The sequence below is a fragment of the Myroides sp. DW712 genome (genome assembly GCF_046557355.1).
GTDB lineage: Bacteria > Bacteroidota > Bacteroidia > Flavobacteriales > Flavobacteriaceae > Flavobacterium.
In genome coordinates this window covers 164,959-190,585 of record NZ_JBKFDO010000007.1, presented here as the reverse complement: position 1 = coordinate 190,585, position 25,627 = coordinate 164,959, and the positions used below count along the sequence as shown (strand labels likewise).

General features: G+C 37.1%; 21 protein-coding genes and 1 tRNA gene. 13 read left to right on the top strand and 9 right to left on the bottom strand.

Annotation, left to right across the window (positions count from 1 at the left end; all coding sequences use genetic code 11):
* Positions 1–136: 136 nt before the first annotated feature.
* Together ACLJX0_RS07830 and ACLJX0_RS07825 are read right to left on the bottom strand one after the other, a co-directional pair.
* Positions 137–1,585 carry a glyceraldehyde-3-phosphate dehydrogenase gene (locus ACLJX0_RS07830; protein WP_410879629.1) on the bottom strand — a complete coding sequence of 483 codons (1,449 nt, stop codon included), beginning with the start codon at positions 1,583–1,585 and terminating at the stop codon, positions 137–139.
* Between the two features lie 94 nt (positions 1,586–1,679).
* The gene (locus ACLJX0_RS07825) at positions 1,680–3,068 is read right to left on the bottom strand and encodes a trypsin-like peptidase domain-containing protein (protein WP_410879628.1); all 1,389 of its coding nucleotides are present in this window, start codon (positions 3,066–3,068) and stop codon (positions 1,680–1,682) included.
* A gap of 141 nt (positions 3,069–3,209) precedes the next feature.
* On the opposite strand from ACLJX0_RS07825, the gene dapF reads away from it, so the two are divergent.
* The 3 genes from dapF to mltG are packed head-to-tail and all read left to right on the top strand — an operon-like array spanning position 3,210 to position 5,560.
* Positions 3,210–3,989: a diaminopimelate epimerase gene (dapF, locus tag ACLJX0_RS07820; protein WP_410879630.1), complete on the top strand. Its 780-nt coding sequence runs from the start codon at positions 3,210–3,212 to the stop codon at positions 3,987–3,989.
* A gap of 2 nt (positions 3,990–3,991) precedes the next feature.
* Positions 3,992–4,516 carry a GNAT family N-acetyltransferase gene (locus tag ACLJX0_RS07815; protein ID WP_410879627.1) on the top strand — a complete coding sequence of 175 codons (525 nt, stop codon included), beginning with the start codon at positions 3,992–3,994 and terminating at the stop codon, positions 4,514–4,516.
* Positions 4,517–4,522: 6 nt separating this feature from the next.
* Positions 4,523–5,560, top strand: coding sequence for an endolytic transglycosylase MltG (gene mltG, locus ACLJX0_RS07810; protein ID WP_410879626.1), 1,038 nt, complete (start codon positions 4,523–4,525; stop codon positions 5,558–5,560).
* A 431-nt stretch (positions 5,561–5,991) separates the two neighbouring features.
* Here the strand turns inward: mltG and ACLJX0_RS07805 are convergent, their stop codons facing one another.
* On the bottom strand, positions 5,992–6,687 hold the full coding sequence (locus ACLJX0_RS07805) for an HAD family hydrolase (RefSeq protein WP_410879625.1): 696 nt from the start codon (positions 6,685–6,687) through the stop codon (positions 5,992–5,994).
* Positions 6,688–6,855: 168 nt separating this feature from the next.
* On the bottom strand, positions 6,856–8,451 hold the full coding sequence (locus ACLJX0_RS07800; RefSeq protein ID WP_410879624.1) for a peptide chain release factor 3: 1,596 nt from the start codon (positions 8,449–8,451) through the stop codon (positions 6,856–6,858).
* A 345-nt stretch (positions 8,452–8,796) separates the two neighbouring features.
* Between ACLJX0_RS07800 and ACLJX0_RS07795 the strand changes: the two genes are divergently transcribed.
* The 3 genes from ACLJX0_RS07795 to ACLJX0_RS07785 all read left to right on the top strand — a co-directional run bounded on the left by ACLJX0_RS07795 (position 8,797) and on the right by ACLJX0_RS07785 (position 14,254).
* Positions 8,797–9,672 carry a hypothetical protein gene (locus ACLJX0_RS07795; RefSeq protein ID WP_410879623.1) on the top strand — a complete coding sequence of 292 codons (876 nt, stop codon included), beginning with the start codon at positions 8,797–8,799 and terminating at the stop codon, positions 9,670–9,672.
* The gene (locus tag ACLJX0_RS07790; protein WP_410879622.1) at positions 9,656–11,029 is read left to right on the top strand and encodes a peptidylprolyl isomerase; all 1,374 of its coding nucleotides are present in this window, start codon (positions 9,656–9,658) and stop codon (positions 11,027–11,029) included. The genes ACLJX0_RS07795 and ACLJX0_RS07790 overlap by 17 nt, the downstream gene beginning before the upstream one ends.
* Positions 11,030–11,491: 462 nt before the next feature.
* Complete coding sequence (locus ACLJX0_RS07785) at positions 11,492–14,254, top strand: bifunctional aconitate hydratase 2/2-methylisocitrate dehydratase (protein ID WP_410879621.1); 2,763 nt, start codon at positions 11,492–11,494, stop codon at positions 14,252–14,254.
* Between the two features lie 227 nt (positions 14,255–14,481).
* On the opposite strand, the gene ACLJX0_RS07780 is transcribed toward ACLJX0_RS07785, so the two are convergent.
* The gene (locus ACLJX0_RS07780) at positions 14,482–15,375 is read right to left on the bottom strand and encodes a LysR substrate-binding domain-containing protein (RefSeq protein ID WP_410879620.1); all 894 of its coding nucleotides are present in this window, start codon (positions 15,373–15,375) and stop codon (positions 14,482–14,484) included.
* A 94-nt stretch (positions 15,376–15,469) separates the two neighbouring features.
* On the opposite strand from ACLJX0_RS07780, the gene ACLJX0_RS07775 reads away from it, so the two are divergent.
* The 4 genes from ACLJX0_RS07775 to ACLJX0_RS07760 all read left to right on the top strand — a co-directional run bounded on the left by ACLJX0_RS07775 (position 15,470) and on the right by ACLJX0_RS07760 (position 19,228).
* Complete coding sequence (locus tag ACLJX0_RS07775) at positions 15,470–16,690, top strand: MFS transporter (protein WP_410879619.1); 1,221 nt, start codon at positions 15,470–15,472, stop codon at positions 16,688–16,690.
* A 76-nt stretch (positions 16,691–16,766) separates the two neighbouring features.
* Positions 16,767–18,083, top strand: a complete 1,317-nt coding sequence (locus ACLJX0_RS07770) for a solute carrier family 23 protein (RefSeq protein WP_410879618.1) — start codon at positions 16,767–16,769, stop codon at positions 18,081–18,083.
* Between the two features lie 113 nt (positions 18,084–18,196).
* On the top strand, positions 18,197–18,775 hold the full coding sequence (locus ACLJX0_RS07765; protein ID WP_410879617.1) for a TlpA family protein disulfide reductase: 579 nt from the start codon (positions 18,197–18,199) through the stop codon (positions 18,773–18,775).
* A gap of 213 nt (positions 18,776–18,988) precedes the next feature.
* Positions 18,989–19,228 (top strand): hypothetical protein, encoded by a 240-nt coding sequence (locus ACLJX0_RS07760; protein ID WP_410879616.1) that lies wholly within the window; start codon positions 18,989–18,991, stop codon positions 19,226–19,228.
* 59 nt (positions 19,229–19,287) lie between these two features.
* Here ACLJX0_RS07760 and ACLJX0_RS07755 read toward each other — a convergent pair whose 3' ends face one another.
* Positions 19,288–19,698, bottom strand: a complete 411-nt coding sequence (locus ACLJX0_RS07755; RefSeq protein WP_410879615.1) for a hypothetical protein — start codon at positions 19,696–19,698, stop codon at positions 19,288–19,290.
* Positions 19,699–19,874: 176 nt separating this feature from the next.
* Here ACLJX0_RS07755 and ACLJX0_RS07750 point away from each other — a divergent pair, with 176 nt between their 5' ends.
* Both ACLJX0_RS07750 and ACLJX0_RS07745 read left to right on the top strand, forming a co-directional pair.
* Positions 19,875–20,744 (top strand): helix-turn-helix domain-containing protein, encoded by an 870-nt coding sequence (locus tag ACLJX0_RS07750; RefSeq protein WP_410879614.1) that lies wholly within the window; start codon positions 19,875–19,877, stop codon positions 20,742–20,744.
* 63 nt (positions 20,745–20,807) lie between these two features.
* Complete coding sequence (locus tag ACLJX0_RS07745; protein ID WP_410879613.1) at positions 20,808–21,986, top strand: multidrug effflux MFS transporter; 1,179 nt, start codon at positions 20,808–20,810, stop codon at positions 21,984–21,986.
* A 43-nt stretch (positions 21,987–22,029) separates the two neighbouring features.
* Here the strand turns inward: ACLJX0_RS07745 and ACLJX0_RS07740 are convergent, their stop codons facing one another.
* Positions 22,030–22,821, bottom strand: a complete 792-nt coding sequence (locus ACLJX0_RS07740) for a hypothetical protein (RefSeq protein WP_410879612.1) — start codon at positions 22,819–22,821, stop codon at positions 22,030–22,032.
* Between the two features lie 267 nt (positions 22,822–23,088).
* Here ACLJX0_RS07740 and ACLJX0_RS07735 point away from each other — a divergent pair, with 267 nt between their 5' ends.
* The gene (locus tag ACLJX0_RS07735; RefSeq protein WP_410879611.1) at positions 23,089–23,709 is read left to right on the top strand and encodes a hypothetical protein; all 621 of its coding nucleotides are present in this window, start codon (positions 23,089–23,091) and stop codon (positions 23,707–23,709) included.
* A 97-nt stretch (positions 23,710–23,806) separates the two neighbouring features.
* On the opposite strand, the gene ACLJX0_RS07730 is transcribed toward ACLJX0_RS07735, so the two are convergent.
* Together ACLJX0_RS07730 and ACLJX0_RS07725 are read right to left on the bottom strand one after the other, a co-directional pair.
* Positions 23,807–23,880, bottom strand: a tRNA-Arg gene (locus tag ACLJX0_RS07730).
* A 199-nt stretch (positions 23,881–24,079) separates the two neighbouring features.
* Positions 24,080–25,627, bottom strand: coding sequence for an efflux RND transporter periplasmic adaptor subunit (locus ACLJX0_RS07725; protein ID WP_410879610.1), 1,548 nt, complete (start codon positions 25,625–25,627; stop codon positions 24,080–24,082).

Here is a 25,627-nt window from a genome sequence, read left to right as displayed (position 1 = left end):
AGACTGATAAACGAAAAATGACAAATTATAAGTCTAAAACTCGTTTTAATTGCAAGAATTTTTAAGCAAAGAGAAAAGTAACGTTTTATAAAATACAAAAGAGGGTGACCTTTTGGGACACCCTCTTTTTTATCTATTAATAATACGTATAACGTCTTACTTGTGCGATGTATTTCGCTAAGCGAATCACTTGGTGGCTGTAACCATATTCGTTATCATACCAAACATACATTACAACGTTTTTACCATCAGCAGAAACAATTGTTGCTTTACTATCGAAGATAGCAGGTGCTGAAGTTCCAACAATATCAGAAGATACTAACTCATTGTTTAATGAATACTTAATTTGCTCAACTAAATCTCCATTTAATGCAGCATTTCGCATTACTTCGTTTAAGGCATCAACAGAAGTTTCTTTTCCGATTTCTAAGTTTAATACCACTAAAGATCCATTTGGAACAGGTACGCGGATTGCATTTGAAGTCAATTTACCTGCTAATGATGGTAAGGCTTTCGCAACAGCACTTCCTGCTCCTGTTTCTGTAATTACCATGTTTAAAGCAGCTGCTCTACCACGACGGTATTTTTTGTGCATATTATCCACCAAGTTTTGGTCGTTGGTATAGGCGTGAATGGTCTCTAAGTGACCTTTTACAACACCAAAGTTATCTTCCATCACTTTTAAAATCGGTGTAATAGCATTGGTCGTACAAGACGCCGCAGACCAAATATTAACTTCTGAAGGGTTATATTCATTGTGGTTTACACCGTGTACAATATTAGGTACTCCTTTACCAGGTGCTGTCAATAATACTTTTGACGCTCCTTTTGAAGATAAATGGCGTTTTAAAGCCTCTTCTGTAGTAAATGCTCCCGTATTGTCAATGATTAACGCATGGTCAATATCATAAGCGGTATAGTCAATTTCTTCTGGTGTAGCAGCAGAAATCATGTGAACAGTAGTTCCATTGATAATTAACGCATTGTTTGCAGGGTCTGCAATAACAGAACCTTCGAAATCACCGTGTACAGAATCATATTTCAATAAAGAAGCTCTTTTCTCTAATAATACTGCATCATTTTTATCACGGGTAACAATAGCTCTTAAGCGCATTTGTTGTCCTTTCCCGATTTTGTTCATTAACTCACGAGCCAATAAACGACCAATACGTCCAAAACCGTAAAGTACTACATCTTTAGGAATAATTTCTCCTGTGTTTTTTGCATCTTTTAATTTGCTAACAACAAAACCTAACGCATTGCTGTGTTTGTTGTCTTCTAAATGATATTCATACGTTAGACGGCCAATATCAATTCTCGAAGGTGGAAGATCAGCTTGTTGAATTGCTTTCGCTATTTCAACCGTATCAAAAATGTTAATCGGTTTCTCTACAAACTTAGCAGCATATTCATGTAAATTGATGATATCACTAACGCTACGGTCAATCAATTGATTGCGGAACATTAATAATTCAATAGATTTGTCAAACCATAAATCACTTACGATTTTGATAAACTCTACACATGCTTTTCTTCTGTCTGCTTGAAAAGCCAATTCCTTTTCGTATAAACTTGTATCTTTCATATTGTGTTAGATTGTGTTGTATAAAATTAGTGCAAAAGTCCACTTTTTTTATGAATAAAACAAAAGTTAAATTTTGGATTCCCAGCGTCCATTTTTACAAATAAACTTTAATTAGTTCACCTTTAGGAGATAAAATATCCAATTTGAGACGTTGACTCTCCTGGAATTGACTAAATAGTTCTTTTGCTTGATTAATTGTAGTTATTTTTTGCCCATTGACAGCAAGTAAGATGGCGTGAATGAGCTCTCCTTGGTAGGGAAGAAATTTCTCGTTGCTGATAGCTGTAATCTTGACCCCATACTTGATTTTGTAACGGGTGCGCTCCTCTGGACTTACGTCCTCAAAGGTCAGTCCATTAAAATCAAAAGAAGATACAGAGGCAGCAATTAACCGAATTTCCTTTTGTTGGATGCTGTTATTGCTGTTGATTGTTAGTTGTACCTTATCTCCTGGACGTTTGGTGTTGAGAATGTTTTTGATATCAACAAAGGAGGTGATAGGACGTCCGTTAATCGCGGTAATAATATCTCCTTTCTTTAGATTTACATGGGCTGCATCTGAGTTTTTAACCACCTCTTGGATATAAAATCCCTGACTACTATCGAGGTTTAGTTTTTGTGCCCAGTTGCTGTTCAATTCAAAACCAGAAACACCTAGTGCTCCTTGTTGTACATTGCCGAATTCTAAAAAGTCTTCTACAATTTTTTTGGTCACATTAGACGGAACAGCAAAAGCATACCCCACATAAGAACCAGTATTAGAAGAAATCATTGTATTGATACCGATGAGTTCTCCTTGAGCATTGACTAAAGCTCCACCGCTATTTCCTGGGTTGACGGCAGCATCGGTCTGAATAAAAGATTGAATCCCTGTTTCAGATAAATTTCTTGCCTTAGCAGAAATAATACCCGCGGTTACAGTTGATGTCAGGTTGTAGGGATTTCCAACAGCCAATACCCATTCGCCTAACTGAATGGCATCAGAGTCACCAAAGGTTAAAAAAGGTAGTTTCTCTGTGGTGTTAATTTTGAGTAAGGCTAAGTCCATCTGCTTTTCTGTGCCTATGAGTTGTGCTTTATACGTTTGGTTGTTATTGAGTGTAATTTCTAATTCGGAGGCATTGGCAATCACGTGATTGTTGGTGACAATATAACCATCTTCTGAAATAATAACTCCCGAACCTGTTCCGACCTGTGCTTGTGTTCCACCTTTATAGCCATAAAAAAACTCCAGTAAGGGATTCGTACGCGTGGTGATATAACTTAAGTTTTTGACGTGAACTACTGCGTTGACCGTTTTTTCTGCGGCTGTGGTAAAGTCTACCGGATTGGCTGTTGACCATCGCTGGTGAGAAGTAGTGAATTCGGTTTGTTGTGGCTCTTTTTTAGTCGCTATTTGTTTTTCCAAATAATAGGTATAACCTACTAAAGTAAGACCTGCAGTTAGTAAGCAGGTGAAAAAAGTAGTAAAGAATTTTTTCATAATTGGACGAATAAAAATGTGATAGAAGTAAAAATAAAAAAGGTCTGAGGGAATTAAAAAGTGTTTAACCAATGGTTAACAATGTGTCAAATGAAGGGGATTATTCGTAAATTTGGTTCCGAACGCAAAAAACAAGTGTATATGTTGTCATTTTGGAAATACCAAGGAACAGGAAATGACTTTGTCATGATTGATAATCGAGATCAGATGTTTGATGCTTCGAACGAAGAAGCGATTGCTTATTTATGTGATCGTCGATTTGGAATTGGAGCAGATGGATTGATTCTCGTAGAGGAGGATGAAGAAGTTGATTTTAAAATGGTCTATTTTAATTCGGATGGCAAGGAGAGTACCATGTGTGGTAATGGAGGACGATGTATTGTGGCTTTTGCAAAACAATTGGGAATTATAGCAGACGAATGTCAGTTTCAAGCGGTAGATGGACTGCATTATGCCACGATTGATGCAGCGGGTAATGTTGCTTTACAGATGATCGATGTACAGGAAGTAAAATACCAACCAAAAGGGGTGTTTGTTCATACAGGTTCGCCTCATCATGTGGAGATTGTTCGAGATTTACCCTATTTTGAGGTATATAAAAAAGGAAAACAGATTCGCCACAGTGAAGCCTATGGTCCTAAGGGAACCAATGTCAACTTTGTGGAACAAGAAGGACCGAATCATTTCCGCATTCGCACCTTTGAAAGGGGAGTGGAAGATGAAACGCTCTCTTGTGGAACAGGTGCAACAGCAGTGGCTTTGGCTATGCATGCTTTGGGGAAAGTAGATCAGAACGAAGTGAAGATTGAAGTAGAGGGAGGTGAACTGTCGGTTTCTTTTGTGTATGAAAATGAGGTGTATCAACAGGTATTTTTAAAAGGACCCGCAACCTTGGTTTTTGAAGGGACTATTAGTATATAAATATGAATAGATTAGCTGCTGAAACGATTTATCTTCGCGCCTTAGAACCCGAAGATTTGGAATTTATTTACCAAATAGAAAATGATGTGAATCTATGGGAGGTGAGTAATACACAAACCCCTTATAGTCGATTTTTAATTCACCAATACCTGGAAAATGCTCATTTGGATATATATGAAGCCAAACAATTGCGCTTGGTCATCTGTTCCAAAGAGACCCACCAAACGTTGGGATTGATTGATTTATTCGATTTTGACCCTAAAAATGGTAGGGCAGGAGTGGGAATTGTCATACAACATAGTGAAAACAGAGCACAAGGTGTTGGTTCTCAGGCACTGGAATTAGTGCTGAATTATAGTCGAGAATTTCTCTTTTTGAACCAACTTTATGCTAATATTGCATCCGATAATCAGGCAAGTATTCAGTTGTTCGCTAACTATAATTTTCAGAAAATTGGCGTAAAAAAAGCGTGGACCCGAGTGGGGCAGACATATAAAGATGAAATAATGTATCAGTTAATATTTTAAAAGAAGATGAAATTTAAAAATATACTAATCGCACTCTCTGTAGTAGGAGCTTTTGCTTTTTTAGGTTATTTGTATGTATGGTATCAGAAAGCTTTTTCTCCTAATTTGAAAAATTGGGACGAAAAAGAGTATTTCTATATCCAAACATCAGATAATTTCATGAATGTTTTAGAAGCTTTACGTCCTTATTTAAATAATCCAGAGGGATTTGAAGAAATTGCAAGCCAACGCAGCTATAACAGCAATTTGATTGCAGGGCGTTTCAAATTGACCAATGGAATGGATAGTTATAGCCTAATTGAAGCGTTGCGCAAGAATGTACCGGTTCGCTTGACGTTTAACAACCAAGAACGCATTGAAAATTTAGCAGGAAGAATTGCCTCTCAAGTGGAAGCAGATAGTATTGCCATGATGGAGGTGTTTTATGATCCTCAATTTTTGGAAGAAAACGGTTTCACCAAAGAAAGTGTTTTAGTTGGTTTTTTACCAGAAACCTATGAGTTTTATTGGACAGTTACGCCATTGAAAATGCGCAATCGAATGCATAAGGAATACCTGAAATTTTGGAATGAAGAACGCAAAGAAAAAGCAGCTGCTTTGGGATTGACTCCAGTTGAAGTGGCTATCTTAGCCTCAATCGTTCAAAAAGAAACTAGCAAAAATGATGAAAAAGCAAAAGTAGCAGGGGTGTATTTGAATCGCATGCGCATGGGAATGCCTTTACAAGCAGATCCAACTGTAGTCTATGCGAAAAAATTGTATACGAATGATTTTGATCAAGTAATCAAACGCGTGTACCACAAGGATACAGAATTGGTTTCTCCTTATAATACCTACCAAAATGTAGGACTTCCTCCAGGCCCAATCTTTATGCCAGATAAAGGAACGATTGATGCGGTGTTAAACGCAGAAAAACACGATTATATCTATTTTTGTGCGAGTGTAAATCGCATGGGATACCACGAATTTGCAGAAACCTTAGCTCAACACAATCAAAATAGTAGAAAATACAGTAACTGGTTGAATCAATCAGGGATAAGATAGTTGACGGTTAACAGTTGACGGTTGATGGTTTACAGAACATAGTGTCATAAAAAACAAGCTTGGGTAGATACGCAAGCTTGTTTTTTTTTGTTCTTTGCTCTTTGTTCTTTGCTCTTTGGTTTTCGTGCTCTGTTATTCGTGTTTTGTTTTTTGGTTTATCACTAATCCTCACCAACCCAATTTAAACCTATTATGTTCAAGGCATGTTCGACATTCCTTCGATATTCCTTCGACATTCCTTCGACAAAAAGGCGCTTTTTCCAAGTATTGTCGAAGGAAACTTGGAGAAGTGTTGGAGGGAGGTCAAAATAAAGGCAGGGAATTTATCTTGAAAGGTGTGTTCTTTGTTCTTTGATTTACCCTCACCAATCCCCACCAATCCTCACCAAACCCCCACCAATCCTCACCAAACCCCACCAAACCCTCACCACTTACAATATCTCCAATAAATCCGTCATCTTTTGCAAAGCGATAAATTGAGTGTGTTGCGGTAAGCTATCGTGTTGTTCATGCGACCAGGTAACATGATACGGTAAATAACCTGCGTGCGCATCTAACGCGAGGACCGGTAAAATATCTGATTTCATGGAATTACCTACCATGAAAAACTCTTCAGGTTTGCAAGCCAAGCGCTGTAAGAGTTGTTGATAATCCGTCGTTTGTTTATCACTCATAATTTCAATATGATGAAAGTAGGACGCTAAATTGGAACGGGCTATTTTTCGTTCTTGATCGAGTAAATCTCCTTTTGTTGCGAGAATCAACTTGTATTTTCCGTGTAGAGCCTCAAGTGTAGGTTGAACTCCTTCTAATAGTTCAATGGGTCTTTGTAATAAATCGTGCCCTAGGGCAATGATTTGGTTAATTACCATAGGAGAAACTCGATTTGAGCTAATTTGTTGTGCGGTTTCTATCATGCACAAAATAAATCCTTTGATACCAAACCCATAGAGTGGGAGGTTTTTTACTTCGGTTTGATAGAGGGCTTGAGAAAGCGTCTCTGAGGAGGCATACTCCTTCAATAATTGTGTGAATGCTTGTTCTGCTTCTTGAAAATAAGGCTCATTTACCCATAGGGTGTCATCTGCGTCAAAGGCGATGGTTTTTATTTTTTGGTGTAGTTGCATGGTTATATGTGCTTAGTTATAAAAGTGTAAATTTCCGTAATTCTATAGCATAGGAAAGGACATTTGTCTTTTTTGAAGGAAATTGTAACGCTATAAAATACAAAGAGGATAGATCAAAAAAATCTATCCTCTTTGTATTTGAACACTAAGGTGTAGTTATAGAACTAGTTATTTATTAATTTCTTCTGAAGTAAAGCCTAATTTTACCGTAGGGAATTTACTCTGTGTCATCTGAACAGAGAATTCACTATCCGCTAGGAATACCAATTGACCTGATTTATCGATCGCTAAGAATTTCTGTTTGATACGCTTGAACTCCTTGAACTCTTCATTCTTCGGATCTTCTGGGCGTACCCAACACGCTTTGTACGCCGGGAAGTTTTCATACGTACATTTCGCACCATATTCGTGTTCTAAACGGTATTGAATAACCTCATATTGTAAGGCTCCAACAGTTCCGATTACCTTACGACCATTCATCTCTAAGGTAAATAGCTGTGCTACTCCTTCATCCATCAATTGGTCAATTCCCTTTTCTAATTGCTTAGACTTCATTGGATCGGCATTGTTGATGTATCGGAAGTGTTCTGGCGAGAAACTAGGAATTCCTCTAAAACTCATGATTTCTCCCTCGGTTAAGGTATCTCCAATTTTAAAGTTTCCTGTATCGTGTAAGCCTACAATATCTCCAGCATAGGAAATATCCACAATCTCTTTCTTTTCTGCGAAGAAAGCATTCGGACTAGAAAATTTTAATTTTTTATTTTGACGTACATGTAAGTAAGGCGTATTTCGTTCAAAAGTACCCGATACAATTTTGATAAAAGCCAAACGATCTCGGTGCTTAGGATCCATATTCGCGTGAATTTTGAATACAAAACCGCTAAATCCTTTTTCCGTTGGTTCAACCAATCGCGTATCTGATTCTTTTGCTCTAGGTGATGGTGCAATTTGGATAAAGCAATCCAATAGTTCACGTACGCCAAAGTTATTTAGAGCAGAACCAAAAAATACGGGTTGCAATTGCCCTTGTACATAAGCCTCACGGTCAAAAGTAGGGTAGATTTCGTGAATGATTTCCAACTCTTCTCTTAATTTATCCGCGGCTTTATTTCCGATTAACGTATCTAATTCTTCCGATCCTAAATCGGAAATATTCAATACATCGTCAATGTTTTTTCGACTGTCGTCTGTAAACAGGTTGATGTTCTTTTCCCAAATATTGTAGATTCCCTTGAAGTCATACCCCATTCCGATAGGGTAGCTCAACGGAGTTACTTTCAATTGTAGTTTTTGTTCTACTTCATCCATTAGATCGAACGCATCGCGTCCTTCACGGTCTAATTTATTGATAAAAACAATCATCGGTATGTTGCGCATGCGACATACTTCTACTAATTTTTCGGTTTGTTCCTCTACCCCTTTAGCTACGTCAATTACTACAATTACACTATCAACTGCCGTTAACGTACGGAAGGTATCCTCAGCGAAATCCTTGTGACCTGGTGTATCTAAGATGTTGATTTTTTTGTCCTTATAGTTAAAGGCTAAGACAGATGTAGCAACGGAGATTCCTCTTTGGCGCTCAATCTCCATGAAATCGGAGGTAGCTCCTTTTTTAATCTTATTATTTTTAACTGCTCCAGCTTCTTGAATGGCCCCTCCAAAAAGTAGTAATTTCTCTGTTAAGGTAGTCTTACCAGCATCGGGGTGAGCAATGACACCAAATGTTCTTCTGCGTTCTATTTCTGTTAAAAAACTCATCTCTAAAAAAATTAGGTTGCAAAAATACTCATTATTTGCGGAAAATAATAATAATGGAGTGGTAATCGTTTCCTATGAAGAAGAGCAAATCTAGAAAAGGACAAGAAAAAAAGAGCCTAAGATAAATACGAGTGAATATATAAAAGAAAGGAATAGGCGGAAAAAAAACTAAATAGAATGTTAATCCTCACGGTAAATAAATGAGGTATTAGTAATATTGTTAATTCCGTTTTTTAAGGCGTTTATTTAAGCGTATTTTGATTCGTTTTTTTAAAAATAATCGCGTTTATGGCTTATAAATGTTATTTTTGTTAGCGAATAAGAAATATAAACAAGGGATAGGGAATGAGGTACACAGCAATAAGAACAATTGCATATCGCCTAGTTTTACTAGGAATTCTTTTCGGCTATGCGAGTTGTGATAGGCAGAAAAAATTGGATGGCGATCGATATGTCGCTCGAGTAGATGACAAATATTTAGAGCGTTCCTCTTTGCAACATATTGTTCCTCCTCAGAGTACAGTAAAAGATAGTATCGCGATGGTAGAACTATTTATCAATAAATGGGCGACAAAACAGCTGTTAATGGATGCGGCTGAATTTAATTTGTCGGATGAAAAGAAGAAGGAAATTGATGAATTGGTCGCTAACTTTAAATCAGAATTATTGATTAAAGGCTATTTAGAGAAGTTAGTGCAACAGTCCATCGATACCGTTGTCCGCGACAGTGATCTCAAAAACTATTACGATCAAGTTAAAAAAGGATTTAGAGTAGATGATATGTTAGTGAAACTATCCTATGTCAATATTCTAAATTCCAATACACATTTTACTAAGGTGAAACAGGGATTTAATGGAGGAAAAGATGTGAAGTATCAGGTACTCGATCAGCTCTCTTTACAAATGAAATCGTATGTATTGAATGATTCACTTTGGGTGAATGTTTCTCAAATTTATGAGAAACTTCCTTTTATTAATGCCGAAAACAGAGAACAATATTTAAAAAATAATACCTATTTCGAGGTTAAGGATGAAAATAGTACGTACTTTGTGCGTATCAATCAAGTATTGAGAAAAGGTGATGAGGTTCCTTATTCCTATCTAGAGCCATCGTTGCGTTTGATGGTTTTAAATAATCGAAAGATGGAATTATTAAAACAGATAGAAGAAGATATTTTAAAAGATGCAAAAAAAGATAAAAATTATGAAATTTATCAGTAAGAAGGTGTTGTTTGCACTAGGGCTATCGTGTGTGATAGTAGGGGGAATGCAAGCACAAAATCCAACAGGAAAAAGAAAAATTGACGGTGTAGTTGGTGTAGTTGGAGATTATGTAATCTTAGAATCAGAAATCGATAAAACGTTGTTGGAGCTAAAAGCACAGCGAATTCCTATTGAAAATTTATCAAAATGTGACTTATTTGAGCGTTTATTAGAAGATAAATTATATGCTCACCAGGCCGTTCAGGATAGTATTGAAGTAAGTGATGCCGAAGTTACAGGATTCATGAATGATCAGATTAACCGAATGGTGGAAGAAGTAGGTGGAATAGAGCGTATTTTAGGTTTCTACAACAAAAAAACAGAAGAAGAGTTTAGAGATTACTTCTTTGATATTGTAAAGCAAAATAAGCTAACACAAGCGATGCAAAAACACATCGTAGAAAAAGTGACGATTACACCAGAAGAGGTAAGACAGTTCTATAGAGCCATCCCAGAAGATGAAAGACCTACTGTAGGAGATGAGGTTGAAATTGCAGAAATTGTAGTCAAACCCGAAATCTCCAAAGAGCAAAAACAAAAAGTAATCGATCGCTTAAATGAAATGCGTACCGATGTGCTAGATAATGGAGCGAGCTTCTTTAGTAAGGCAGTACTATTTACAGATGATAAAGGATCGGCAGCCAATGGTGGTTTTTACTCGATGACAAAGAAAACTCCTTTTGCTAAAGAATTCAAAGAGGTTGCTTTTAGTTTATCCGAAGGGGAAATTTCTGCCCCTTTTGAAACGGAATTTGGGTTTCATATCATTTACTTAGAAAAAATTAGAGGACAACATTTAGATGTTCGCCATATTTTATTGGTTCCTAAACCAACGGAACAAGCATTAGAAGAGGCGAAGAAGAAGTTAGAAGGAATTCGCGAAAAAATTGTCAATCACGAAATTACCTTTGCGGATGCAGCAGCAGCCTCTTCAGATGATAAAGATACCAAACAAAATGGGGGAGTACTAAGAGACCCGATGACGATGGATCCTCGTTTTGATTTGAATAAAATGGAAGACCGTGAATTGTATTTCTTAGTTAATTCACTACAAGAAAAAGAAATTTCTCCTGTGGCTTTAAAAACAGATTACAGAGAGCAAAAAAGTTATCGTATTGTAACGATTAATAAAAAAATTGCTTCACATAAAATTGATTTTGTCGACGATTATACCAAGGTAAAAAACATGGCGTTGAACAAAAAGCAAGAAGAAGAGCTACAAAAATGGATTACGAAGAAGATAAATGATGCCTATATTAACATTCAGGGTGAATATAGAGACTGCAAATTCCATAATAATTGGATCAAAAAATAAGAAAATAACAATCTAAGAGATTGAAAACGACATTTTAGCAATAGATTAAAATGTCGTTTTTTTATTAAATAGGAATGAAAAGTTGAAATATCTTAAAATTATACGATAAAAAATAATTTATTTCAGATTAATTGAGCGAAAAAGCTAAAAGTACTGTTGTTTTTTCATCAAAGTAGAATGTTTATAAATAATAATTTTTGGATTTGAGAGAAATATTAAAAACTTTTGAAAATTAATTAGATTGATTAAATTTGCGACAACAAAAATTAAAATACAAGTCAACCATTCTCTTTGCGTGGTAAACGGTAAGTTTTTTATTTTCGCTTTCGTATAGAAAAAGCAGTGACCAACAGAACAAGAAGAGAAGAAGTACAAGTGAAAAAATAACTAATACAAAATAATCAGTTATAGGGGATGGAAAGTCATTGATTTTCAGTAACCTGTAAGTAATAGACCTGAATTATGAGCTTTTATAAGGATTACATCAACGAGATTGAAGAAAGAAAAAATCAAGGACTTAACCCTAAGCCAATTGATGGTGCTGAGCTTTTAAGCGAAATTATAGCACAAATCAAAGATACAGCGCATGCAGATCGCGCGGAATCACTTCAACTTTTTATTTACAACGTTTTACCAGGTACAACAAGTGCCGCTGGTGTGAAAGCTAAATTTTTAAAAGAAATCATCTTAGGTGAGGCTGTAGTGAGTGAAATTACACCAGCATTCGCTTTTGAGTTGTTATCACACATGAAGGGAGGACCTTCTATCGAAGTGCTTTTAGATTTAGCGTTAGGACAAGACTTAGCAATTGCTCAAGAAGCAGCTAAAGTATTGAAAACACAAGTGTATTTGTATGATGCAGATACGAATCGTCTAAAAGAAGCTTTTGAAAAAGGAAATGCCATTGCAAAAGAGATCTTAGAGAGCTATGCAAAAGCAGAATTCTTTACGAAATTACCAGAAGTAGACGAAAAAATTGAAGTGGTAACGTTCATCGCAGGTGAAGGGGATATTTCTACGGATTTACTTTCTCCAGGAAACCAGGCACACTCTCGTGCAGACCGTGAATTACACGGATTGTGTATGATTACACCAGAGGCTCAACAAGCAATCAAAGACTTACAAGCACAACACCCAGGTAAAAAAGTGATGTTAATCGCGGAAAAAGGGACAATGGGAGTAGGTTCTTCAAGAATGTCAGGGGTAAACAACGTGGCACTTTGGACAGGTAAACAAGCAAGTCCATATGTACCGTTCGTAAATATTGCTCCAATTGTAGCAGGTACAAACGGAATTTCTCCTATCTTCTTAACAACAGTTGACGTGACAGGAGGAATCGGAATCGACCTTAAAAACTGGGTGAAAAAAGTTGACGAAAACGGAAACGTAATGCGCAACGAAAAAGACGAGCCTATCTTAGAAGAGGTTTACTCTGTAGCAACAGGAACAGTCTTGACAATTAATACAAAAACAAAAAAATTATACAACGGAGACCAAGAGTTAATCGATATTTCGAAAGCTTTAACGCCTCAAAAAATGGAGTTTATCAAAGCAGGTGGATCCTATGCTATCGTATTTGGTAAAAAAATCCAAACATTTGCTGCAAACGTATTAGGTGTTGATGCACCAGTAGTATTTGCTCCTTCTAAAGAGATTTCTATCGAAGGACAAGGATTAACAGCAGTAGAAAAAATCTTCAACAGAAATGCTGTAGGAGTAACCAAAGGAAAAGTATTACACGCAGGTTCTGACGTTCGCGTAGAAGTAAATATTGTTGGATCTCAAGATACAACAGGATTAATGACAGCGCAAGAGTTAGAAGCAATGGCTGCAACTGTGATTTCTCCAATTGTTGACGGGGCATACCAATCGGGATGTCACACAGCATCAGTTTGGGATAAAAAAGCACAAGCGAATATCCCGAAATTAATGAAGTTCATGAACGATTTCGGTTTAATCACGGCTCGTGATCCAAAAGGAGAATACCATGCAATGACAGACGTTATCCACAAAGTATTAAACGATATTACAGTGGATGAGTGGGCAATCATCATCGGAGGAGATTCTCATACGAGAATGTCTAAAGGGGTAGCTTTTGGAGCGGATTCAGGAACAGTAGCTTTAGCGTTAGCAACTGGAGAAGCGTCCATGCCAATTCCAGAATCAGTAAAAGTAACGTTCAAAGGAAGCATGAAAGAACACATGGATTTCCGTGATGTGGTACATGCTACACAAGCGCAAATGTTACAACAGTTTGGTGGAGAGAACGTTTTCCAAGGAAGAATTATCGAAGTTCATATCGGTACTTTACTTGCAGATCAAGCGTTTACATTCACAGACTGGACAGCAGAGATGAAAGCGAAAGCATCCATCTGTATTTCTCAAGATGAAACACTTATCGAATCATTGGAAATTGCAAAAAGCCGTATCCAAATCATGATCGATAAAGGAATGGAGAATAGAAACCACGTATTACAAGGGTTAATCGATCGTGCAAACAAGCGTATTGAAGAAATTCGCTCGGGAGCAAAACCAGCGTTAACACCAGATGCAAATGCGAAATACTATGCTGAGGTAGTTGTTGATCTTGATATCATTGACCAACCGATGATTGCCGATCCAGATGTAAACAACGAAGATGTTTCGAAACGCTATACACACGATACCATTAGAGAGCTTTCTTTCTATGGTGGAGATAAAAAAGTAGATTTAGGATTCGTAGGATCTTGTATGGTACACAAGGATGACTTAAAAATTGTTTCTCAAATGTTGAAAAACATCGAAAAACAAACAGGTTCAGTGAAATTCAATGCACCACTTGTCGTAGCAGCACCAACGTACAATATCATTGATGAGTTGAAAGCAGAAGGAGATTGGGAATACTTACAGAAGTACTCTGGATTCGAATTCAGCGACCTTTTACCTAAAAACAACGCGCGTACAGAATATGAGAATATCATGTATTTAGAGCGCCCTGGTTGTAACTTATGTATGGGGAACCAAGAGAAAGCAGCAAAAGGTGATACGGTAATGGCTACTTCAACTCGTCTATTCCAAGGACGTGTAGTAGAAGATTCAGAACGTAAAAAAGGAGAATCTTTACTAGCTTCAACACCTGTAGTTGTGCTTTCTGCTATTTTAGGTAGAATCCCAACTATGGAAGAGTATAAAGCTTCTGTAGAGGGAATCAACTTAACAAAGTTTACACCCATTTCGACTAAGTAGTATTTTGTTGGAGATGGGCGAAGGGAAATGAGAAAGAAGTGGTTTTTACTGTGAATTGAAAACGACTGATTGAAAATTATTTCATCTTTTGCTATCGAGTAGACCATAATAGATATAAAAAAGATAAGGGGAATTGCACAAGCAATTCCCCTTATCTTTTTTATGCATTTTTGAATGCTTATATTGAGTTAGATTTGAACCCATCACCCATTTCCGATCTCTCTCAATCATAATTGATTATACTCTTCCGTATCTTCGGCTTTCAATAAATCAATAAAATAAATAGCAGCTTTTTTCTGGTAACTGTCTTTTAGACGCAAGGTCACTGCTTCTCGCTTCATATTGGTTCCTCGAATAGGAATAGCACATAAGTCTTTTTCACCGTGTACCGTAGCTAAGGTTAAGATGGTTTCAAAAGCCCCAGTGCGAACTAAATCTACAATAGTAGCTGTATAGTTCACTTCTACCGCAATATTGGGTTTTACCTTGTGTTTTTCAAATTGACGATCTAAGAAGTCGCGGGTATTAAACCCTTTGACAGGAAGGGCTAGGGTGAGTTTTTCCACCTCGTTAAAATTCATGCTCTTTTTTGTTGCTAAGGGGCTATGAGCAGAGACAATGACTGCCATAGCTGAACTCATAATGGGTTCATGGATTAATTCATCCCTGTGTTTGTCTTCATAAAAGGTCAACGCAAAATCAATCTCCTGTTTGAGGAGTGCTTCAATGAGCTCTGTAGTTGTGCCAAAAGTCACCTGGAGTTTAATCTTAGGAAATTGTTCAATAAAATTTTTGAAGGCGTTAATGACAATAGATTTGAGTCCCCAAGTTAAGCCAATACTCAGCGTACCTGTATTGACTTGCTTTAAATCGTCCAAGATTAATTTACCATCATTAGAGGCTTGAATACTTTTTTCGGCATAAGTAGCGAAGAGCTCTCCTGCTTCTGTAATCGATACGCGTTTACCAATGCGATCAAATAGAGGGATTCCCAATTCATCTTCCAATTGCTTAATCTGTTGAGAGAGTGTGCTCTGTGTAATATAGAGTTCTCTTGCCGCTTCTGTAAAATTGAGCAGTTCTTTTGCTTTTAAAAAGTATTTGAGTTGTCTGAGTTCCATGAGTTAATCGGTTTTATCGATTGATGTTATAGAAAAATACCGTTTTACAAATTTAGAACATAAGTTTACCTTTACTTCAAATATCAAGATAAAAATGGCAACAACCGCTTATATTGATTTTAGCGAAGCAGAAAAAGCAGTCAAAGGGAGTGTGCGCTACAAGCGAATCAAATGGGGAATCTTTTTAATTGGAGTTTCTGTATTCGCACAGCTGTATAACTATCAACCCCTTTTATCAGAAATTACCCATTTCTTTGCCGTAACTCCAGCTGAAAGTAGCTATTTAGTTTCTGCTTCCACTTTTGGGATGGCTATTGGATTACTGCTATTTGCTTTTATTGCAGATCGTTACCCTCGAAAAGAGGTGATGTTATTTTCATTGATAACTTCTATGTTGTTGACCTTATTGTCCGTTTTTGTTTATGACTTTTCGCTGCTGATTAATATCAATTTCATCAAGGGCATCTGCCTATCAGGTGTTTCAGCGGTTACCTTAGCTTATTTAGCCGAAGAGATCGATGCTAAATCTATTGGAACAGCGATTAGTTTTTACTTAGCAGGAAATACGTTTGGCGGTATGTTTGGTCGAATTATTGCTGCCTTAGTGAGCGGTTGGTTTAACTGGCAAATTGCAGTGCTTACCATCGGCTTACTGGCCTTTGCTATCGCTATTGTGTTTTACTATATCTTTCCTGACTCTCACTTTTTTCAACCTCAGAAAATTAAGTTCAATAAAAAAATAAGCCAGATGCGCAGTATTTTTCGAAATAAGCGGATTTTGGCGATGTATGTGGTAGCGATTTGCTTGATGGGTACTTTTGTGAGTATTTACAACTATTTGGGCTTTAAATTAGAAGCTCCCCCTTACCATCTCCCGCATTATATCATTGCGTTGATTTTCTTGATGTATGCTTTTGGAATTGTGGGTAATCTCGTAGCAGGGCGACTATCGGATCGCTATGCAGCAAAAAATATTTTGCTCTTCGCTTTGAGTTTGTTATTGCTAGGACTTGGCTTAATGTATGGGGATAACCTATTTGTCATCCTTTTAGGATTGACTATTTTTACAATCGCTTTTTTCAGTGGACACACCATTGCGAGTCGCGTTGTAACCCAATTGGGAGGAAAAGCCAAAAGCTCGGCTACTGCGTTGTATTGGTTTTTCTACTATATGGGGTCGACGTTGATTGGAAGTTCAACGGGATTTTTTATTAATAACGACAATTGGGGTGGATTCTTTCTCACCTTGATTTTTTTGGCTGCTTTTGCCTTGGTATCTACCTATGCCACAACGAGAAGTACAGCTGCTAAATAGGAAGGAAACGCGTCTATTGTTTCTATTTTGGCAGAAAATGCGCTATTTTCGTACCTGTTTTTAAATAACGAACAACATGAACGAAAATAACGAGCAAAAAATTGTATTGGCCATTGATGAAAAGCCCAAAGCAGGGCAGTGGTTGTTGTTGAGTATTCAACACCTATTTGCCATGTTTGGAGCAACGGTATTAGTACCAACCTTAACGGGAATGGATCCTGCCATTGCCTTAATATCCAGTGGAATTGGTACGTTGGTGTTTATCGCCATTACTAGAGGAAAAGTACCGTCTTATTTAGGGTCATCTTTTGCTTTTATTAATCCGATTATAGCCATTAAAGCCATGGAACAGGTTACGACAAATGAGGTTCCTGTAGGAAGTTTTTTGGTCGGTAGTTTTTTAGTCGGAGTTGTTTATTCGTTAGTAGCACTTTTAATTGCAAAAGCAGGAACCAATTGGCTGATGAAATTACTGCCTCCAATTGTGGTAGGTCCAGTTATTATGGTCATAGGGTTGGGCTTGGCCAGTACGGCTGTAGGCATGATTACGAATAATCCTTTGGGTGAATATGATATTACCTATGTCACTATTGGACTCGTTACCCTAGCCATTACCATTATTGCGGCTATTTTTACCAAAGGTTTTTTGAGTGTTATTCCCGTTTTAGTTGGAATTATCGGTGGTTATGCTTTTTCGGCTAGCATAGGTGTAGTGAACTTTGTTCCTGTACTGGAAGCTTCTTGGTTTCAAATCCCCAATTTTACTATTCCCTTCGTCGATTATACCCCAACGGTTACACTTTACGTGGTGTTTGTGATGTTGCCTGTGGCCATCGTTCCGATTGCAGAGCACATTGGTCATCAATTGGTGTTGAGTAAAGTGGTAAACAAAGATTTAATTAACGATCCAGGTTTAGATCGTTCGATGTTAGGAGATGGTGTGGCTACGATGTTAGCTTCCTTGATTGGTGGTCCACCGAATACAACCTATGGAGAAAATATTGGCGTTTTAGCCATTACCCGTGCCTTTAGTATTTATGTGTTCATTGGGGCAGCTTGTTTTGCTATTTTATTTGGATTTTGTGGTAAAATTACCGCTTTGCTGGCCACAATTCCTTCGCCAGTTATGGGCGGAGTTTCCATTTTGTTATTTGGAATTATCGCGTCGAGTGGCTTGCGTATGTTGGTTGAAAATAAAGTTGATTTTAAAGTAAAACGCAACCTCATTATCTCTTCGGTTATTTTAATCATTGGAATTGGAGGAGCGGCTATCCATATCGGTGATTTAATGTCCATTGAGGGAATGGCTTTAGCTTCCATTATTGGTATTATTTTAAATATTGTATTGCCAGGAAGGAAAGAAATTACCTTTGATGATATGTTTAAAGAATAATATTATCAATTTATTAAATAAAAAAGGTTAAAAGATATTAAAAATAAAATTAATTATTTTTATTTGGCAATATGGGTATAAAGTTTATATATTTATGCTAAATAAATTTAGGTATGTTTAATAAAGGAGAAAGAAAGAAAAAAGGATGGATTGGCAATCTGATTTTTGTCCTTATTCTTTTTGTGCTGTTATTCACTCCATTGGGGACAACGTTTAAGGTTTGGGTGAATCGACTAGTAGCCATGAGTCCCAGTTTAGAGAAGCAAGAAGATGTAGAGCAGGTAAGCTTGAAGGGGTGGACTTTATTAGATGAAGAAGGACGTGTATTTGACATGGCCCAAACCAAGGGAAAAGTGGTGGTACTTAATTTCTGGGCGACCTGGTGTCCCCCTTGTATTGCAGAAAAACCGAGTTTTCAAGCACTGTATGACGATTATAAAAACAGTGTTGTCTTTTTGTTTGTCACTACCGATTCAGCGGATAAGGTAAAAGCTTTTAAAGAAAAACACGGCTATACGTTGCCTACCTATTTTCAACAGGACGGTCCGCCTGCTGCGTTATATTCAACTTCCTTACCCGCTTCTTATGTAATCGACAAAAAAGGAAATATCGTCGTTAAGAAGTTTAGAGCCGCGGATTGGAATAGTGCTAAGTTTAGAGTCACTTTGGATGAGCTCATTCAAGCAAAATAAAAAAAAGTCTTTGGGAAACCAAAGACTTTTTTTATATGTGGATTGCTGTTGTCTTAGAGATGAAAGTAGAAAAATAAAATTGTTCTTTCTGTTATAGTAGTTCGTTAAGAGAAAGAGTTTAGAGCATGCATAGTGTTGAGTATAAATGCGTTATTTGCTTATCTGGTTAATTTTTAGTATATTGGTAGTTATATCATATAAAAAAACAAAAATATGACCTCAAATGAGATTTTGGAGCTAGATACTGCTAGTATTGGCGCATTAGTAGGAAAAAGGTTTACGGTTTCGTACCGAGAAGAGCGCAACGGAAAAATGCAAGCCATTAGGCGAGATGAAAAATTGATTGCGCTGGATTATTCAGACAACCAAAAAGTCAACCACTATATTTTTAGCGATGGGGTACAGCATTTTAAAGTACCACATACACATGTAGTAACCCTGACACAACTGTAAAGTAAATAAAAAAAGGCTCGAATTTTCGAGCCTTTCTTGTTACTTATAGTCCAATACATTTACCTGGTTTTTACTGGTTTTATAGGACTACTTGAGTCGATTACTTCAATAGGTCCAAAAGGATCTCCTGTTCCAATATAGGTTGAATATTCGATATCCAAGATTCTTACATTGGGATAAAAATACTGAAGGCTTCCATATTTACAGATTTGATCGGAAACTTGCTGAACAACAGTATATAAGATTCCTGTAGGTGGTGTGCCATAAATTGTCACAAGTATTTCTACTGTGAATTTTTTGTACTTGGGATTTCTACGATCTGTAATACGATGTCCATTACTGTCACAGGTATAAAATTCATAGGTCCTCCATCCTTCCATATCCGGTCTGGGTTCCCATCTATCTTCTGTTGGTTGTGCAAACGCTCCCCATGACAAGAGAAATGTCAGGGTTAAAATTAAGTTTTTCATAAGTTATAAATTAAAAATTGGTTCCTTTAAGATAAGTGTTATTTGTTGATTTTTATAAAAACCAGCTCATTATTAACTATTTAGGTATTTATACTGTAGGTCTTGTTAAGGTGTTTTATTAAATGGTATCTTTGTGTGAAATCAAGTGAACCTATGATACTTGATCACAAGGGAAGATGACTGAATCTAATAGACACAGAAAGACCAAGCAAACAGTTGTTCGCGTGCAACAAGTCGATAAGGAGATTCCCATCGAATTTTATCGCATTGAAGCTATTGGAGATCTTTTTGAAGTGGAAGGGCATTACCAATACGATTTTTATCAAATCTATTGGTTTACGGAGGTCGTAACGCCCCATCATCAAGAAATTGACTTTATTTCTTATCCTGTAAATCCCCATGAAATTTGGATTATTTACCCTGGGCAAGTCCATCAGTTAGATACGCGTTATAGTAGAGGGTATTGCCTGGCTATTGATAAGCATTACTTTCACAGCGTGTTGTTTAAAGAAGCGAAGCAGCGCTCGTTTACGGGACATCATCAATTGAAATTTGCGGTTACAACGGATCAAATACAACGGTTAGAGTATTTACATTTGCTAATAGAAATCGAATTTAATTCTTTCAAGCGACCTACTGTTTTAGAGCAGTATTTACAACTGTGCATCGTCCATTTACAGGATCTCCCGTTGATCTCCCAGCAGCATGTAGTATTGGATGAGCGCGTGCATAAAATACTACAGCTTATTGAAGAGTACTATAGTACCCAACGAAACAATGAGTTTTATGCGGATCAAGTTTCCCTTTCAGTCAAGCGCATGAATGAAATCGTATTTCAAGCGATTGGCAAGACAGTAAAACAGCAACTACAAGAACGATTGTTGTTAGAAGCTAAGCGATTGGTTGGTTATAGTGAGGATACGATTCAACGAATTGCACATGCGTTAAATTTCTCTGATGTGACCTATTTCAATCGTTTTTTCAAAAAATGCACAGGACAAACCCCAAAAGATTTTCGAACACAGGTGAAAAAAGTCCAAGAATAAGTCTCATTTAGATAAGGTTTGCTTTTTGTAGGCGGAGTATTTTTGTCGCTTCAAGAAAATAAGATGAGCAAGTTAAAGAAACAGCAGTTTATTGTGGTGCTTATATTAGCCCTTTTATCTGCGTTAGAGCCTTTTAGTATTGATTTGTATTTGCCAGGATTTCTGAAAATGGCACAGTACTATCAAACCGATTTGAAAGCTGTTCAGTTTTCCATTTCTACCTTTTTAGCAGGGTTTGCGGTAGGTCAATTGTTTTGGGGAATTATATCCGACAAATATGGTCGAAAATGGCCTACAATTGCCTCGTTATTGCTTTTTATAGCCGCAACAATAGCCTGTATTTATGCTGTTAGTATTGAACAGTTTTGGGTGGCACGCTTCTTTCAAGCCTTTGCGGGTTGTGCGGGTGTGGTGATTGCTAGAGCTATTGTCAATGAATACTTTGAGCAGGAGGACACCATGCGCGTATTCTCCCTCTTAGCTATTATTGCAGGTGTGGCTCCAATTATAGGACCAGTGGCTGGAAATTTCTTAGTCTCTCATTTCAGTTGGCAATCTACCTTTGTGACGCTCTTTGTTCTCGGGGTTCTTTCTTTACTCCTCGTTGTGTTCTTTTTACCCGAAACCAAAGTAAAGACAGCAACTATTCAAAAGCGAAACCTTGTGCAGGATTTTACAAGTGTTTTGCAGGTGAAAACCTTTTTAAAATACACCTTGATTGGGAGTGTAACCTATAGTGTTTTAATGATTTACTTAGCCAATGCGCCCTATTTGATTATGGAGTATGGTCAGTTATCCTCTGCAACCTTTAGCTATATTTTTGCTTTTAATGCGGTAGGATTAATGCTGGGGGCTTGGGTATCGAGTGCCTTTACCCGTTGGTGGTCTATTCGTCAGATTATTTTGTATACTACGATCTTCGGATTGGTAGGAAGCCTTGTTTTCTTAGGGTTTTGTATCACAGAACGGTCCATTGAATGGCTATTAGTGCCCTTGTTTTTTATTGTTTTTACGTTGGGAATTTTATTCCCTGCTACGACAAAATTAGCCCTCGAACCCTTTGTTGAAACGAGTGGTTCGGCTTCCGCTTTACTCGGATCTTTGCAGTTGATGTTAACGTTTATTATCTCGGCTGTTACGAACCTGATTCCTGTTGACCTATTGCTTTTAACAGGATTGGCTTTGTTTGTATGCCACGTCTTGTATTTGGTTTGTTATGGGATAAAAGAAGAGGGGCAATAGCTAGATTTGACCTTACATGAAAGCGCTAAAGTAATTGTTTTTTTCAGGGTTGGTAATATTCGTAGTAGCGTCTACCCATATAGTCATCAGATTGTGTAGGGTAACTATATTTATTATAGATATAGTGATAGTCAATATCATTGACTTTTCTTATATTCTTGTTTCCTCCTACAAATATTTTTAAATAATTATCGGGAAGTGTATATTTACTAGGATTGTTTTTATCGTCTAACCAATTCGTTCCTGTTTCACTGTAACCGTCTTTAAATGTGCTAGTTATTGTGATGATGTTTTTCGCACTATTATAATGATAAGTAACTGTTTGGTTCGGGATGGATTCATTGCCTATATAATGCTCGGTACCAATTAAATCTTTGTCTTTATTATAGGTATAAAGCACTGTATTTATAGTTCCAATTTTTGGATAAATGCTAATTGATTTACTAATTAAATCATTTTCATAAAAAAAATCCTCTTTGAAATACAAAAAAGCGGTCATGTAAAAAGATCTCGATACGACATTTTTACCTTCATAGCTGTAATAGCCATATTCGATATCGGGCATATAGTCGTGTATTTTTGTTAGTTTTTCCAAATATCCATTTGAAGCATAAGCAAAGGTAGTAGTGCTAGTCTGGAGCTTTTCTCCTTGCCCTGTAGTATTGGGTATTAGTTGTTCGTGTATGATTTTCTTTAATTTAAGTTCTGTTTTGTGTAAATCATTCTCTACCTGTTTATTTAGATAATCGTTATCATCGTTAGCGCAAGATAGTAGGAAAAAAAGGATAAAAGCGAACAGAATATACCTTTTGCTTATTGAGAGAATAGGCTTCATTGTAATTGCTAATTTAAGTTAATTTTGTTTTTATAATAATTGCAAAGGTAGATATAATTGATTAATATAAGATTTGTATTATTCAGTGTTATTTTTTTACTGTTTTTTTTGGTAATAATGGGGTATATGTGAATTTATTCCGTTTGTTTTTAATAGTGAATGATGAATATTCTAATTCACGAATTAAATAAATAAAATGTAATTCATCTTCTCAACTAATTTAAAATAATTGTCTATTTTTAGTTAGAATTGTTTCATCTATTTCAAATGAGAAAGTACTATGTTCCCGGTATGATTACGCTGTTGTTTTTGCCCATATTGGGGTATTTCTATATTCAGCAAACAATAGCTAGTTGCGACTATAGGGGAATAGATGTTTTTTTTGAAGATGCTAGTTTTTATGATTGTTTTGGCGGAGGGCCATTTGAAGGTGTTGTATTTGAGGTGCTTGAGTTTACGGGAGATGCTGCAGAAGATCAAGAACTTTTACAGCAAGCACAACATAAAATAGAAACGATTATTTCCCAGCATGATCAAAAAAATGGAGTCGTATTTACTTTCGGAACTGTTCCATACGGAACCTATATAAAAGTTTTAAATCTTGTAGATCCTTACAAGAGAAATGTATTCGTCTATTCAGATAGTATTAAGTTCTCAAATGATAAAAACCTACTTAATCTTCAATTAAGCAAAGAGAATATTCAGGAGATGTTTTTACAGGTAGAATTAGAAAATGGAGAAGTAGTTGAAGAGAAGGTGATAGATAAAGTAACGGATATACTACATCGCATGGGAAACTATATCTACGCAATTGCGGTGTTGTTTATCGTTCTTGCCTTTTGTTGTCTATCCGTTACCGATCGGTTAATAAAAGCAAGAAAACACTAAGGTTAGAATGAAATATAGCAAGTGAAATAAAGGGCTAGGGATTCGATTTATAATGATTAAAATAAAAAAAGCCTTTGGTTTCCCAAAGGCTTTTTTGTGATCCAGTCAGGATTCGAACCTGAGACCTACTGCTTAGAAGGCAGTTGCTCTATCCAGCTGAGCTACTGGACCATTAAATCACGGAGATTTAAAACAAATCAAGAAGAGATTGTATTAAGACTTTCTCATTTTGATGGGGCAAAGATATTCTATTTTTTATAGAAACACCAAGGATAATTGCATAAAAATGAAAATAATCAAATAACTAATTGACCATTAGAAAATTGTATACCTCTCTTTTTAGCGATTATCCTGGGTTTCTCAATTAAAATTAGCGTTCATATTGGCAACAACCATGCAGACTGTTATAGGCCTTGTCTTGGGCCTTGTCTAAAGCCGTATCATGACCAGCGGCTGCAATGATTTTGCTAATCTTTTTTTCATCGGTTTTTGTCTTGTCAAAGTTGAGGTGTAATACTTTGGCATTGACGTCCCAGTTGGCAACAGAAACACCTGTTACGCTTTTTGCTGCTGTTTCAATGCGCTCTTTACACATCACACAATTCCCCTTTACCTGTAGCATGGCATGCCCCTCATCCGCGGCACTAGTGATTGTAGGGGTATCGTTGTTCATCATGCTGGGCTTTCCTTCCAATTGGGCGCTAGAATCCACCGTAAATACGCCTCGGGTTACAAGCTCTTCGCCGTCTTTTAGCCCTGAAGTGACCACGTAATTATCCCCTAATGAAGGGCCTAATACAATTTCTCTCATTTTGAATGCTGGGGTATTTGTATGGGGTTGTTTGACGTAAATAACCGAGCGTTTTCCTGTCCACAAGACAGCTGATTTAGGTATCACCAACTGGTTGTTGTGCTCTCGTACAGGCGCTTGAACCGTTGCTGTGGCATACATCTCGGGTTTTAGCGCTTGATCTTTGTTATCTGCTTCTACGCGAATTTTTGCAGTACGTGACGTAGCATCAATAATCGGATTGATAAAAGATATTTTTCCACGGTACACTTTTCCAGGGATACTCTGAAGGGTGTATTCTAACATATCTCCTTCTTTTAAGAAAGGCAAATCTGCTTCATAGGCCTCAAAAACGGCCCACAGTTTGTTCATATTGGAAATACTATACAGAACCGAACCTTGGTTGATATAATCCCCTTGGTTGACGTTTTTGGCTGTTACGATTCCACTGGTATTGGCTGTAATGCTCACATAAGGAGAGACTTTTCCTGTAGAGAGAATTTTGTTGATTTGCGATTCTGACATCTTCCACAACCTCAATTTCTCTTTGGCTGCGTCGAGGAGCATCGGTTGAAAATCGGTCAATTTCTGTGCTTCTAACAACTCTTGTTGGGCATTGAGTAAATCGGGGGAATAAATCGTAGCAATAAGTTGTCCTTGTTTAACAGATTCTCCCGTAAAATTGATGAATAACTTCTCTATACGACCGTTCACGTGAGAGGTTTGCGATTGTTGTAGGCGTTCATCAACTTGTATGGTTCCGTAGAGTTGCAAGTCTTTTACTGCATCTTGTCGGCCCACCACAGTGGTTTGAATATTCGCTAAGGCTATGGCTTCTTTGGACATTTGAATGGCATCATCGTCAATCGCATCATCGCCACCGCCAGCAGATTTTAGTGGAATTAAATCCATCGCACATAAAGGGCATTTTCCTGGTTTATCCATTTTGATTTGCGGGTGCATGGAACACGTCCATACCGTAGCAGCTTCTTCAGTTGGCGCTTCTTCTCCATTGTGCTCATGAGTGGCTGATCCACCAAAGACCAACCACCCCAAGAGTAATCCAACGAGTAAAATAGCTCCGTATTTTACTGCGTTATTTTGTACTATATCGTTTAATTTACTCAT